This is a genomic window from Streptomyces sp. NPDC001536, assembly GCF_042894505.1.
In the GTDB taxonomy this organism is placed as follows: Bacteria; Actinomycetota; Actinomycetes; order Streptomycetales; family Streptomycetaceae; genus Streptomyces.
Window position 1 is genome coordinate 1 of the sequence record NZ_JBIAVQ010000019.1, and the last position, 13,731, is coordinate 13,731.

At 69.6% G+C, this 13,731-nt stretch carries 12 protein-coding genes; 7 read left to right on the forward strand and 5 right to left on the reverse strand.

Annotated features, from left to right (window positions below):
* The 4 genes from ACFY0U_RS38425 to ACFY0U_RS38440 all read right to left on the reverse strand — a co-directional run.
* Positions 1-559 (reverse strand): putative T7SS-secreted protein (locus ACFY0U_RS38425; protein WP_388644032.1); only part of this gene is annotated, 559 nt, incomplete at its 3' end.
* A 111-nt stretch (positions 560-670) separates the two neighbouring features.
* On the reverse strand, positions 671-979 hold the full coding sequence (locus ACFY0U_RS38430; protein ID WP_388644035.1) for a hypothetical protein: 309 nt from the start codon (positions 977-979) through the stop codon (positions 671-673).
* 62 nt (positions 980-1,041) lie between these two features.
* Entirely contained in the window at positions 1,042-2,121 is a 1,080-nt protein-coding gene (locus tag ACFY0U_RS38435; RefSeq protein ID WP_388644037.1) for a hypothetical protein, read from the reverse strand.
* Entirely contained in the window at positions 2,109-2,765 is a 657-nt protein-coding gene (locus tag ACFY0U_RS38440) for a hypothetical protein (protein ID WP_388644040.1), read from the reverse strand. Before ACFY0U_RS38440 ends, ACFY0U_RS38435 begins: the two co-directional genes overlap by 13 nt.
* Positions 2,766-3,082: 317 nt before the next feature.
* Here ACFY0U_RS38440 and ACFY0U_RS38445 point away from each other — a divergent pair, with 317 nt between their 5' ends.
* The 4 genes from ACFY0U_RS38445 to ACFY0U_RS38460 all read left to right on the forward strand — a co-directional run bounded on the left by ACFY0U_RS38445 (position 3,083) and on the right by ACFY0U_RS38460 (position 8,558).
* Positions 3,083-6,067: a BTAD domain-containing putative transcriptional regulator gene (locus tag ACFY0U_RS38445; protein WP_388644042.1), complete on the forward strand. Its 2,985-nt coding sequence runs from the start codon at positions 3,083-3,085 to the stop codon at positions 6,065-6,067.
* On the forward strand, positions 6,064-6,795 hold the full coding sequence (locus ACFY0U_RS38450) for a prepilin peptidase (RefSeq protein ID WP_388644044.1): 732 nt from the start codon (positions 6,064-6,066) through the stop codon (positions 6,793-6,795). The genes ACFY0U_RS38445 and ACFY0U_RS38450 overlap by 4 nt, the downstream gene beginning before the upstream one ends.
* A 91-nt stretch (positions 6,796-6,886) precedes the next feature.
* Positions 6,887-8,086, forward strand: a complete 1,200-nt coding sequence (gene mqnC, locus ACFY0U_RS38455; RefSeq protein WP_388644046.1) for a cyclic dehypoxanthinyl futalosine synthase — start codon at positions 6,887-6,889, stop codon at positions 8,084-8,086.
* 7 nt (positions 8,087-8,093) lie between these two features.
* Positions 8,094-8,558, forward strand: a complete 465-nt coding sequence (locus ACFY0U_RS38460; protein WP_388644048.1) for a hypothetical protein — start codon at positions 8,094-8,096, stop codon at positions 8,556-8,558.
* Here ACFY0U_RS38460 and ACFY0U_RS38465 read toward each other — a convergent pair.
* Positions 8,555-9,508 (reverse strand): chitinase, encoded by a 954-nt coding sequence (locus ACFY0U_RS38465; RefSeq protein WP_388644049.1) that lies wholly within the window; start codon positions 9,506-9,508, stop codon positions 8,555-8,557. The two genes, ACFY0U_RS38460 and ACFY0U_RS38465, sit on opposite strands and share 4 nt — an antisense overlap.
* A gap of 307 nt (positions 9,509-9,815) precedes the next feature.
* On the opposite strand from ACFY0U_RS38465, the gene ACFY0U_RS38470 reads away from it, so the two are divergent.
* Genes ACFY0U_RS38470 through ACFY0U_RS38480 form a run of 3 tightly spaced genes read left to right on the forward strand, consistent with a single transcriptional unit; the run spans position 9,816 to position 13,724 of the window.
* A complete protein-coding gene (locus ACFY0U_RS38470) occupies positions 9,816-10,205 on the forward strand; it encodes a hypothetical protein (RefSeq protein ID WP_388644051.1) in 390 nt (129 codons plus the stop codon).
* Between the two features lie 19 nt (positions 10,206-10,224).
* Entirely contained in the window at positions 10,225-12,510 is a 2,286-nt protein-coding gene (locus ACFY0U_RS38475; protein WP_388644054.1) for a bifunctional polysaccharide deacetylase/glycosyltransferase family 2 protein, read from the forward strand.
* Entirely contained in the window at positions 12,507-13,724 is a 1,218-nt protein-coding gene (locus tag ACFY0U_RS38480; RefSeq protein ID WP_388644055.1) for an acyltransferase, read from the forward strand. Before ACFY0U_RS38475 ends, ACFY0U_RS38480 begins: the two co-directional genes overlap by 4 nt.
* Positions 13,725-13,731: the final 7 nt, after the last annotated feature.

The window sequence follows — 13,731 nt, forward strand, 5'->3', positions numbered from 1 at the left end:
TCTGTGCGGTTTCGACGTTGCGTTCGGCGGTGGCCTGGCGGGTTTTGGCGTGCTGGGCGTCGCGGGTGGCGCGGCGGACGTCGGCTTCGTCGGGTGTGGGGATGTCCTTGCCGCCGTTTTTGGCCGGGTCGTAGGAGTCGGCTTTGGCGGTGGCGGTGCGGACCCAGTCGTTGGCGCCGGCGAGGGCGCTCTGGGCGGTGGTGAGTTCGTCGCGGGCTGTGCGGCCGTCGCGCAGGGCTTTGTCGGCTTTGGTCTGGGCGATTTCCAGGTCGGGCCAGAAGGAGGCGAGGGCGTCGCCCGCGAGGTCGTAGGACTTGCGGAGTTTGCGTAGTTGCTTGGGGGCGTCGCCGAACTGGTCGGCGAAGGATTTGGCGGTCTTGCCGGCCCAGGAGAGGATCTCTTCCTCGGTGGCGATGCCTTTGAGGTCGCGCAGTGCGTCGGCGACGTCGTCGGCGAAGTCGTGGAGGGTGCCGGCGAGTTTGCGGATGCGTTGGGGGTCGCCGGGGGTGGGGTCCTTGTCCAGGTCGAGTATGTGCCAGTCCGTCGGCCTGTGTGACACGTGTTTCCCCCATAACACCTGCAACGCATGTATCAGAACTCGCGTGTGAATGTAGCGCATGAGGTCGCTGGTGCCGGAGGTGTTGGGTTCGCGTTCACCGTGGTTCGCGTCTCACCCGAAGTACTTGCGGATCTCCCGTGGAGGGTGTCCACACCTCTGCCACTCGGCTGCCAGATGGGCGGCGAGCAGGGCGAAACCCCTGACCGCGTCCCGCTCCTCCGAGGAGCCCGAGAGGTTTCTGCCGCTCAGACTCATGCGGAGGCCGGGGAGGGGCGTGCCGTTCGAGTCCGCGGGGCGGATCGAGTCGGACCGCTCGTCGAGGATGAGGAACACCTCGTGCGTGCCGTCGACTTCGGCTCTGTAGAGAGGGGCGGGGGAGCGGGCGTCGGGTATGAGCGTGAGCCGGAAGGAGTAGGTCACCGAGGCTCCGAGGGCATGGTGCGGGGCTGCGTACCGCCAGTATCTCCGGCATGGGTGGCGCGTCAGCGGTTGATCGACTGGATCTCCTGGACGTTCATGTCCTGCGTCGTCTCGAAGGTGCCGTCGGGCAGGTCGCCGCCGGTGCCGTTCGAGCCCTGCCAGGTGATCTGCCAGGTGATGCTGGCCTTCAGCTGGTACGGCGTGCCGTTGGTCGCCTTGAGGTAGCGGATGCCGCAAGGCGGCGCCTGATTGCCGGTGCCCTTCTCGTACGGGGTGCCGATGCTGCCGTCCGCGTTGATCTCGCAGTTCCCGGAGGCGGGGTAGGTCTCGGCGGCGGTCGTACCGGGGTCCAGGTGCAGCGCGATCGGCTTCGCCGTTGTCTCCGCCCACAACCCCGTGTTCGGGAGCTCGGCCCGGACCTTGACGTCCTGGAAGGTGGCCTTGTCCAGCCAGGCCCAAGTAGGCAGGTTCACGGTGGACTTGGTGGTGGGCTTCAGTTCGATCTCGGTGGTGGGGACCTTGACCTTGTCGTAGGCGTACTCGGCGAGGGTCTTCGGCGTGGGGGCGTTCGGTACGTCGGGGATCTCCCCGGCGTTCTGCCAGAACATGACGCGCTCACAGCCGAACGAGTCGGGGTCGGAGGTGTCCCGGGCCACACCGCGCCAGAAGTAGCCCTTCTTGCCGATGTTGTAGTCGTCGTAACCCTCGCGGGACACGAGCGCGTTGTCCTCGTAGTTGTACGCGACCTTGCTGTCCCGGTAGTGGTCCGTCCACAGCTTCTGGCCGCCCCACATCTCGTGAGGGCTCACGTATCCCAGCGGATTGTCACCCTCGGAGAACGCCTTGAGCTGCTCCGGCGTGTAGACGGGCTCGTACCAGCAGGGCGGCGGCTCCCAGTTCACGTCCGCCGAGGAGATGCTGCCCGTCTTGCCGCCGGTGGGGCCGCTGACCTGGGTGACCTTGATCCGGGACACGGCGGCGGACAACTCCCCGCTGTTGTCGGCGTTGCCGGACGTCGGGGGAGGGGTCGTGTTGTCGGCTGGCCCGTTCGCGTGAGCGGTGCCACCGGTCCACAGCACCGCTGCCGCGCCCACGAGACCGCCCCAGCGCAGCATCCGTCGCGAGGGCGTCACGGCCGGCATTCCTTCGCCTTGCCGATGACCTCGATGGTGAAGGCTCTCCAGACCTGGGAGGAGCCCGACGGGGGGATCATGCGCAGCCGGAACGTCTGGTAACTCGCCAGGTTCTCCCCCGAGTAGAGGACCTTCCCGCTCTTGATCTCCTTGCCGTAGAACTTGGCCTGGTTCCGGCAGAACTTGACCAGGACGCCCTGGCCACCACTCAGGGTGCTGACCTCTTCGTCGTAGTACTTGTCCGTCCCGGTGACGGTCCAGCCGCCCTTCTTCCAGGTCTCGATCTGCGACTTGGCGTACTGCGCGGCCTGGTTGAGCGAGTAGTACTGGTACGCCGGGTCGTTCGGGTCCTGCTGGTCGATGCCGTGATCCAGCGCGCGGATGTAGTTCTGCGCGCCGACGAGCGCTGCCGCGTGCTTCGCGTCGGACGGCTCGTCGAAGTCGAAGACCAGGTCGAGGTCCTTCGGAAGGCTGATGTCGGGGGCGCCTTCCGGCGCCGAAGCCGAAGCCGAGGCCGACGGACCGCCCGACGCCCTGTCCGCCCCCTCGATGTCGTCCGTAGACCCCCCGTCACCCCCACCGCACGCGCTGAGCAGAAGGGCCGCCGTCATGGCGAACGCGGCGGTGGTCACGGGCAGGGCGCGGCGGGCCACGGTGGATCTCCCCCGGAGGTCGGCGTGTGCAACGGGGAACGAAGTTATCAGGGGCAGGTGAGAGGCCTTTAACTACCTGCGGGGGATTGTGTAGAGAGCGTGAGGGTGTGGCGTGGCGATTGCGAACGGCACTGTCGACGGGAGCCCAAAGAGGCGTCAACTCGGGCATGTCCGGCAGGTCGTGAGGAAGTGAACCGAGAGGTTGTCCACAGGGCCCTGCCCGACCTTCGACGCCGTACATAAGATCTCTGTAGGCTCGTTACACCCCTCAGGACACCCTCACCCACTCCCTCCACTCACCACCCAGGACACCCGCCATGCCGCGACGCCGCACTTCCAGCTCGTCAAGCTCGACGGGAAGCTCGACGGGCAGCCCGACCACCCCGAGGAACCGGACCCCGCAGGCCGTGCGGATCCGGCGGCGTTCGTTCGGGGACTTCGTCAAGGCGTTCTTCGCGTTCGTGGCGTTGCTGGTGCTCGTGGTCGGGGTGCCCGGCGCGCTGGCCATGTCCGTCGGGTGGCCGCTGCCCAACGGGGTGCCGGAGCTCGAGTGGTTGCAGAAGCCCATCACCACCGGCACTTTCCTGAACATCCTCACGGTCATCGTGTGGCTCGCGTGGGCCCAGTTCACCGCCTGTGTGCTCGTCGAGATAAAGGCCGCCGTCTCCGGCATCGGAGTCCCCGGCCGCGTTCCCGGCTCCGGCCCCAGCCAGCTCCTCGCCCGGCAGCTCGTCGCCGCCCTGCTGCTCGTCGGCGCCACCGCCGCCAGCCTCACCCCGGGGCTGTCCCAGCTCGGGCACGACATGGAGGGCAACCAGAGGGGCACGGTCGCCGCCGCCCAGCAGACCCCCGGCGGCGGGCTCTTCGCCCAGCAGCAGGAGCAGGCCGCCAGTACCGCCGCCGCCCTCGCCGAGCAGGCCGCCGGTGCCGCCGCGCACGCCGACGCCGCGGGCAGTGCGGCCAAGGCCGACGACACGAAGTACTACCGGATCCAGCCGCCCGAGGGCCGTCACCACGACTCCCTCTGGGAGATCGCCGAACGGCACCTCGGTGACGGGCGCCGGTACAAGGAGATCTTCGACCTCAACAAGGACCGGGTGCAGCCGGACGGTTCCAAGCTGTCCGAGGCCAGCCTCATCCGGCCCGGCTGGATCATGGAGATGCCGGGCGACGCGCGCGGCGGGGATCTCGTCGAGATGCCCGAGGCGGGTGGCTCCGCCGCCCAGCAGCAGCTCCACGACTACGGCAAGGCCGGTGGCGACCAGGCCGGAGGGGGCGGCGGTCACGCACAGGGCGGCGGACAGCAGGGCGGCGCCACCCAGGTCTCCGTACCCGAGCAGCGCCCCGCACCCGACCAGCGGACCGGCGGTCACCAGCAGCACGCCACCGCCGGGACATCCGCCGCCTCCGACGCCTTCGGCCTCCCGCAGGCCCTCGTCGGTGCCCCCCTCCTGGCCGCCGGTCTCCTCGGCGCCCTCGGGCGCCGGCGCCGGCAGGCCCTGTGGCAGTCGGCCTTCGGTGCCGTCGGCGGCCGGCGCGGCATGGAGCCGCCCACGCCGACCGGGGACGCCGCCGACGCCCAGGACGCGCTGCTCGTGGGCGCCGACCCCGAAGGCGTACGACTCCTCGACCGCTCCCTGCGCGGACTCGCCGCCTCCCTCGCCGCCGAGTCCCGCCCCCTGCCCACCGTCTACGCGACCTGGCTCAGCAACAACGGCGACCTCCACCTCCAGCTCGCCCAGCCGTCCGGAAACCCGCCGGCCCCCTGGCAGCTCGGACAGGACCAGACGTTCTGGATGCTCGCGCGCACCGACGCCGAGCGGTACGAGGACGTCGACGCCGCCGCCCCCTACCCCGGCCTCGTCAGCCTCGGCACCATGGACGACTCCCGGCTGCTGCTCAACCTGGAGTCGGTGCCCGGCATCGTGTCGCTGAGCGGCCGCGAGGCCGACCGCGCCGCCGTCTTCGCCTCCGTCGCCGCCGAACTGGCCACCAACGGCTGGTCGGACCGGATGACCATCACCCTCGTCGGCTTCGGCGAGGACCTCACACCCCTCGCCCCCAACCGGCTGCGGCACCTCGAAGGGATCGACGACCTCGTCGAGACCATGGAGGCCGAGACCCGGCAGCGGCGCGGCGCGCTGGGGGCCGCCGGGCACGACTCGGTCCTCACCGGCCGTACCGGCCCCGCCCGGCACACCCGCTGGGCCCCGCACCTCGTCCTCCTCGCCGCCGAACCCTCCGCCGACGACGCGATGAAGCTCGCCGAACTCGCCGCCGACGCCAGCCGGCTCGGCATCGGCTACCTCGTCGGCACCGAGAGCGGCGATCTGCCCGGCGCCGCCTGGGAGATGGAGATCACCGGCGAGGGCAAGCTGCTCGCCCCGCTGCTCGGCCTCGAACTCGACGCCCAGCTCCTGCCCGTGCCGCTCCAGCGCGCGGTCGTCGAACTGTTCGTCGAGTCCGACCCGGAGCGCGAACCGCAGGGACCGGCCACCGCACCCCCGTTCCTCGTCGACATCAGCGAGCAGGGACGGCCTGCGGTGTACGCGCGGCTCGTCGGGCCGTACGAGATCATCGGCCTCGACACCCCCGACGGCGACCGCAGCGCCCTGCTCCACGAGGCGCTCGCCCTGCTGCTCCTGCACCGCGAGGGCGTGCACCCGCGCGTGCTGTCCTCCGCGCTCTGGCCGCGCGGCGTCACGGACGACGTACGCGAGGCCCTCCTCGACCGGCTCCGGGCCTGGCTCGGCACCGACCCCGACGGCACCCCGCGCCTCAAGACCGACGCGACCGGGCGGCTCACGCTCGCCAAGACCGTCGTCTCCGACCTCGACGTCCTGCGCTCCCTCTACCACGAGGCCACGCAGGGCCGCGGTGTCGACAGCCGTGCCGTGCGCGGCCGGCTGCTCACCGACGCGCTCGTCCTCGTCCGCGGCCCGCTCCTCGCCGACCGGCCCGAGGGGCGCTACCGCTGGCTCACCCACGAGATCATCGACGCCCAACTCCCGCTGCTCGTCGCGGACATCGGCCTCGCGCTCTCCGAGTTCCACCTGGTCAAGGACCGTGCGGAGAAGGCCATCGAGGCCCTCGGCGCCGCCCTCAACTCCGCGCCCGGCGACGAGCGCCTGTGGCACGAACTGCTCCGCGCCACCCATGCCACCGGCGACACCGACCGGCTCCAGGCCCTCGCCGCCGACCTCATCGCCCGCAGCGGGGCCCGCGGCCTGCCGCCGCGCACCGAGGCACTGCTCGACGAGCTCCTGCCGACGTGGCGCAACGGCGTCGCGGCCGTGGGATGACCACCTTCCTCGTGATCGCCGCCGCGCTGTGGGGCGCGGCGGCGGGTGCGTTCCTGCCGAGGGCCGCCTACCGGTTCTCCGTCCCGTCGGGGCAGGAGTGGCGGGCCACCTGCCCGGGTGAGCACCCCCTCGGGGGGTGGCTCGGACGGGCCCGCTGCAAGCAGTGTGATCAGGGCGAACAGTCCTACGGCCCGCCCGTGGCCCTCCTCTCCACCGTCACCGCCCTGGTCTGCGCCGCCCTCGCCGCCGCGACCGGCACCCGGCCCGAGATCGGCGTCTGGCTGCTGCTCGCCCCCGTCGGCGTCCTGCTGGCCGTGGTCGACCTGCGCGTCCAGCGGCTGCCCGACGTCCTGACCCTGCCGCTCGCGGGCGCCGCCCTCGCGCTGTTGGGCGCGGTCTCCTTCGTGCCCGAGCACACCGGGAGCTGGATCACGGCACTCCTGGGCGCCCTCGCGCTCGGCGGCGGCTACTTCGTGCTGTTCCTGATCAACCCCGCCGGCATGGGCTTCGGCGATGTGAAGCTCGCGCTCGGCATGGGGGCGGTCCTGGGCTGGTACGGCTGGCCGACGGTCATGCTCGGGACCTTCGCCGGGTTCCTGCTGGGGGCGCTGTACGGCGGTGCGCTGGTCGTTGCGCGGAAGGCGGGGCGCAAGACGTCGATCCCGTTCGGGCCGTTCCTGATCATGGGGGCGTTCGTCGGGCTGCTGATGGGCGCGTACGCGGCCTGACGTCGGTGCCGTGCAGGGGCTGGCGTAGGCTGGCCGGGTCCGTCCAATACCGATGGTTCCGTCCACAACCCTTGACGAAAGGGACACCCCGGTGACCGAGAAGGCCGACCTTCAGTCCGTCCTCGACCGCGCCGCCGCCGGTGGGCGGATCACCCCGGAGGAGGCGCTCGACCTCTACCGCGACGCCCCGCTGCACGCGCTGGGCGCGGCCGCCGACGCGGTACGACGCCGTCGGTACGCCGGGACCGAGCACATCGCGACGTACATCATCGAGCGGAACATCAACTACACGAACGTCTGCGTGACGGCGTGCAAGTTCTGCGCGTTCTACGCCCCGCCGACCGCCAAGGACAAGGGCTGGACGCGCGACCTCGACGACATCCTGCGCCGCTGCGCGGAGACCGTCGAGCTGGGCGGCACGCAGATCATGTTCCAGGGCGGGCACCACCCGGACTACGGCGTCGAGTACTACGAGAAGCACTTCGCCGCCATCAAGCAGGCCTACCCGCAGCTGGTGATCCACTCGCTGGGCGCGTCCGAGGTCGAGCACATGGCGCGGATCTCGAAGGTGTCCGTCGAGGAGGCGATCCAGCGGATTCACGCCGCCGGGCTCGACTCCTTCGCGGGCGCGGGCGCGGAGCTGCTGCCCGAGCGCCCCCGCAAGGCCATCGCGCCGCTCAAGGAGTCCGGCGAGCGCTGGCTGGAGATCATGGAGACCGCGCACAACCTGGGCGTGGAGTCCACCTCCACGATGCTCATGGGCACCGGCGAGACCAACGCCGAGCGCATCGAGCACCTGCGGATGATCCGTGACGTGCAGGACCGCACCGGTGGTTTCCGGGCCTTCATCCCGTACCTCTACCAGCCGATGAACAACCACCTGAAGGGCCGCACGCAGGCCACGATCTTCGAGTACCTGCGGATGATCGCGATCTCCCGGCTCTTCATGGACAACATCGCCCACATCCAGGGCTCCTGGCTGACCACCGGCCAGGACGCCGGCCAGCTGACCCTGCACTACGGCGCGGACGACCTCGGCTCGATCATGCTGGAGGAGAACGTCGTCTCGGCGGCCGGTGCCAAGCACCGCTCCAACCTCCAGGAAATGATCGACATGATCCGTACGGCGGGGCGGGTCCCGGCCCAGCGCTCCACGACGTACGAGCACCTCGTCGTCCACGACGACCCGGCGAACGACCCCGTCGACAAGCGGATCGTGTCCCACATCTCGTCGACGGCGATCGAGGGTGGCACGGCGCATCCCGAGCTGAAGATCCTCGCCTCCAACTGACGTACCCGTGCTGACGATTCACGCCGCCGACGCGCTGCGGTACGGGTGGGACGAGGAGTTCGAGCCGGTACCGGGCGGCGCCGTCGCCGTGCAGGGCAACCGGGTCGTCGGCATGGGGACGCTGGCCGAGGTCCAGGAGCAGTTCCCGGACGCCCGGGTGCGGCACTGGCCCGGCGTCCTCGGGCCGGCCTTTCTCCACCGGGGCCCGCTCCCGGACGCGCCGACGCCACGGGAGCGCATGCACGCGGTGCTGAAACTGGGGGCGACGGCCGTCCTGGAGGAGCACGCGGACACCCCCGAACTGCGGGCCGCCGCCGCCCGGAACGACATCGTCGTAGTGCCGACGAGAAATCCGACCCACCGCCGGTACGGCTTCCTGCACGCCGGTCGCGCCGACTTCGCCGTCTTCGACGAGAACGGCGAGTGCATCGCGACGGTTCTCGGGGGCCGACTGGTGCACCGCAGACGTTAGTTCTCCGCGAACGCCTTCGCGAAAGCGCCCGAACTCTGCTTCACCCCGCTGCAGTTCGTCAGCTCATCGCCCTCGTCGTCACACTGCTGATCCCGGAACGTCGACCACATCGACACCCACCCGATCTCCTTCTCCTCGGCGAAGGAACGCACTTGAGCCGCGTCCGACAACGTGAACGTCTCGTTGTCGACGTCGTTGACCCCGATCATCGACGTCAGCGCGATCGCCCGCCACGCGACGGCGTCCGACGTCCCGAAGACATCCATCAGCTGCGTGTGCGCGGCCTTCGCCGCGGTGATCGCGTAGTCGCCCATGTCCTCGTCGTACGACTCGCCGTAGTTCATGGTCATGAGATTGACCGTCGAGACCTGCACGGCACTGTTGTTGGCGGACTCCAGCAACGCGAGGCTGTCGTCGTCGAGCCCCGACGGCATCACCGGCAGCGTGAAGGACACGGAGAGGTCGCCGCGCGACTTCTGCAGCAGCGCGATCGCCTCCGACCGCAGCTCCACCGACGCGGAGTCCGTCAGCGCGTCCCCCTCGATGTCGAAGTCGGCCTGGGCGGAGCCGGCCGCGTCGAGGGCCTCGCCGTACGCCTGCGCGAGCTCCGTCGCACTGTCGCAGCTCTCCGCCAGCTCCTTGCCCGACGCCCCGCCGAAGGAGACCCGCACACTCGCGCCGTCCTCCTTGAGCTGTGAGATCCGGGACGCCACCGAGGAGTCGCCGATGGCGTGCGAGTCGTTCCACGTCGGTGTGCAGTCACTGCCGTCCGCGATCACGAAGGCCAGGTTGTACGTCGTCGGCGAGCCGGCCGAGTCGTTGGCGGAGGCCTCGGTGGCGCTGACGTAGGGGGCGTACGAGGTGCTCGGCTCCGTCTCCTCGGAACACCCCGCCGTGGCCAGGGCAAACAGGCAACTCAGCCCCGCCGCCGGCCTCAGGAAACGCCGCATTCCGGTGCACCCGCTCTCGTGATTTCTGTCTCAGGATGGAAAAAGAACTGTGTTTGGCGAGTGGAAATGTCTCACACGAGGCTGAGTTTCATGAGGACAGGATGTGCACAGCGGGCCCATGGACGTGTGCGGACTAAACGGACTGTCCGGGCGCCCAAAGCGGGTAATCAACCCCTTTCCCCTCCCCGGGAGTTACGCAGACGTTCCAGTGAATTCTCAGGAAAGGGACAGGTTAAGGCGTCTCTCATACGCGCCTCACATGGATTCCTGAGTTTTGGACACATAAAGACTCTCTACCGTCCGGGGAATGCATTCCGAGCCCTCCATCGAAAACCGCGCCAAACGTGGTCGCCGCCGCAAACGCCGTGGCAACGAGTCCGCCGACGGACCCGTGTTCGTTGACAACTCCGGACGCCGCTCCAAGCTGCTGCGCCGGATCGGTCTCCTCGTCGGTGTCCTGTGTGTGGGGTACGCCGTCGTCCTGGGCCTGGCCTTCATGGGCATCGGCACCTCGAACCCGTCCTCGCTGCTGCCCTTCGGAGGCGGCCGGGGCCAGGGCGGTCCGGGCGCCCAGAACGGATCCGGCTTCGGCACCCGGCCGCAGGGCGGCATCGGCGACGACGTGCGACCCAGCGGCTCGCCGCCCGCGCTGCCGTCGGGCGTGCCCACGCCGTCCGCCTCCGCGACCGCCGACTGACCGGAGCGCAGCCACCGTCATGACTACGACGACTCCCTCCCGCGGCCGCCGCCGCGCCCCCTCCCGGCTCGGGCGGGCGGCGGGCAGGGCCGCGGCGCTCCAGAAGCCGCGCGTGCTGCTCGCCCTGCTGCTCCTGTTCGCGCTGACCAGCGTGATGCTGCTCGACGGCTATCTGCGCGCCGAGGTCGGCGGCGACGAGCGGGTCCGCGACGGCGCCAGCTCCAGCGAGGTGCCGGACAAGATCCTCGACGGCGGACCGATCGTCAGCTTCCGCGGCGGCTCCGCGACGAGCATCTCCGTGCCGGACAAGACGATCGCGCTGACCTTCGACGACGGCCCCAACCCGACCTACACACCACAGGTGTTGAAGATCCTGGAGAAGTACGACGTCCCCGCCACGTTCTTCGTGGTCGGCTCGATGGTCTCGCGCTACCCGGGCATCGTGAAGGACATGGTCGAGCAGGGCAACGAGGTGGGCATCCACACCTTCACCCACGTCGACCTCTCCTACCAGAGCGACGCCCGGGTCAACCGCGAGATGCAGCAGACCCAGTTGGCGCTCGCGGGCGCGGCCGGCATCACCACCACGCTGTTCCGGGCGCCGTACTCCTCGGAGACGGACGCCATCGACAACTACAGCTGGCCCGTCTACGAGAAGCTCGGCGAGGACGGCTACACCAGCGTCTTCGTCGACACCGACAGCGACGACTGGAAGAAGCCGGGCGTCTCGAAGATCGTCAAGTGGGCGACGCCGTCCAAGAGCAACGGTGCGTCCGTGCTCTTCCACGACGCCGGCGGTGAGCGCTCGCAGACGATCAAGGCGCTGCCCACGTACATCGAGAAGATGAAGGCGAAGGGGTACACCTTCACCACCATCAGCGGGGTCATCGAGAAGGAGCAGGGGGGCGACGCCCAGCAGACGGGCGCGCCGACCGGTGCCGGCGGTCAGCAGAACGGCCGGCAGCCCGGTGGGGCCGCCTCCGGCGCCGCCAACCTCCAGGCCGCCCACCGCGAGGCCACCGGCGCGACCCTCTACGAGGGCAAGGCCCTGCTCGCGGCCGTCGCCGTCGCCGAGTACGCCGTACCCGCCCTGTCGGTCGGCCTCATGGTCGTCGGCGTGGCCGTGATGGGGCGGTTCGGGATGATGCTGATCCTCGCCCGCCGCCACTACAGGCAGCGCAACAGACGCCGCTTCAGCTGGGGTCCGACGGTCACCCGGCCGGTGAGCGTGATCGTCCCGGCGTACAACGAGAAGGAGTGCATCGCCAACACCCTCAAGTCGCTGGCGCGGAGCACCCATCCGATCGAGATCATCGTCGTCGACGACGGGTCCACGGACGGCACGTCCGAGATCTCGCGCCAAGCGGCCCACGAGCTCGGCATGACCAACGTCCGGGTCATCCGGCAGGAGAACGCGGGCAAGCCGGCCGCCCTCAACAACGGGGTGCGCAACGCCAGTCACGACATCGTCGTCATGATGGACGGCGACACCGTCTTCGAGCCGGACGCCGTGCACCAGCTGGTGCAGCCCTTCGCCGACCCCGAGGTCGGCGCGGTCGCCGGCAACGCCAAGGTCGGCAACCGCGACACGATCATCGGCGCCTGGCAGCACATCGAGTACGTGATGGGCTTCAACCTCGACCGCCGTATGTACGACCTGCTGCGCTGCATGCCGACGATCCCCGGCGCGATCGGCGCGTTCCGCCGCGAGGCCGTCCTTGAGGTCGGCGGGATGAGCGAGGACACGCTCGCCGAGGACACCGACATCACCATCGCCATGCACCGCGCGGGCCGGCGGGTCGTCTACCAGGAGCACGCCAAGGCCTGGACGGAGGCGCCCGGTTCGCTCAAGCAGCTGTGGTCGCAGCGCTACCGCTGGTCGTACGGCACCATGCAGGCGCTGTGGAAGCACCGCAAGTCCCTGACCGACAAGGGTCCTTCGGGACGCTTCGGCCGGGTCGGGATGCCGCTGGTGGTGATCTTCCAGATCGTCACGCCGGTCTTCGCCCCGCTGATCGACGTCTTCACCGCGTACTCGATGATCTTCATCGACTTCAAGGCGGCGCTGCTGGCGTGGCTCGCGGTGCTGGGCATCCAACTGGTCTGCGCCGCGTACGCCTTCCGGCTGGACCGCGAGAAGTACCGCTACCTGCTGATGATGCCGCTCCAGCAGCTGGCCTACCGGCAGATGATGTACCTCGTCCTCATCCACTCCTGCATCACGGCCCTCACGGGCGGCCGGCTGCGCTGGCAGAAGCTGAAGCGGACCGGCGAGGTCGGCACGCCGGCGGGGGCGAGCGGATGAGCTGGGGGCAGGAGCAGCAGGGGTACCCGTCCGGTTACCAGCAGGGCTACGGCTACGGGTACGGCGCTTATCAGCAGCCGCAGTATGTGCAGCAGCAGTACGTGGACTACGGGCAGCCGGTGGCGGTGGAGGAGCCGGCGGAGGAGACGGTGGAGGAGCCGCCGTCCTCTCCGGCGAAGCCTGCTGGTCGTGACCGGTATTTCGACACCCTGCGGGCCGTCGCGCTCATCCGCGTCGTCACGTATCACACCTTCGGGTGGGCCTGGTGCGGGATGGTCTTCCCCTCCATGGGGATCATGTTCGGCCTGGCCGGCACCCTGATGGCGAAGTCGCTGGAGCGGCCCGCGCCGAAGGTCGTCAGGAGCAGGCTCCGCCGGCTGCTGCCCCCGTTCTGGTTCTGGGGCTTCTTCGTGGTCCTCGCGATGCTGGTCCACGGCTGGATGCCGCACTGGGAGATCGTCTACTGGATCGTGCCGTTCGGCGATCCGCCGGGCAACCGGTGGGGCGTACAGGCCTGGGAGATCCTCTGGTACCTGCGGACGTATCTGTGGTTCGTCCTGCTGTCCCCGCTGCTGCTGAAGGCGTTCCGGCTGGCCCCGGTCCCGGTGCTCTTCCTGTCCCTCGCGCCGATCCTGGTCCTCGACTTCGTGTGGTCCGGCCCCGAGGGACGGCTCGGCAACGAGATGTGGGACTTCTCGACGTACCTCTTCTGCTGGATCCTCGGCTTCGCGCACCGCGACGGGGTGCTCCAGAGGATGCGACCGGCGCTCGTGGTCGTCCTGTCCTTCGCCGCGATCGGCTACGGCGGTTGGTACGCCTTCACGCACCAGGGCGAGGTCGGCACGTACGACCTCGACGAGATTCCGCTCGCGCAGGCCTTCTGGTCGGCCGGGTTCGTGATGCTGCTGATGTGGGCCAAGGCGTACTTCGGGATCGACTTCGCGTGGCTCACCCGCTTCAGGCGACTCGACCGGGTCGTGACGGTCTTCAACGCGCGCGCGGTCACGATCTACCTCTGGCACGAGATCGCCTTGATCCTCGCCGTACCGCTGATCGACCAGTTCTGGAACGTGCCGGCCTTCGAGAAGTACCTGCCGCTGGAGAGCCAGTGGTTCATGTTCGGGATCGGGTGGGTGCTGATCGCGGTGTTCGTCCTGACCTGCGGATGGGTGGAGGACGTGGCGGCGAGGAAGAAGCCCCGGCTCATTCCCTGACGGCGTG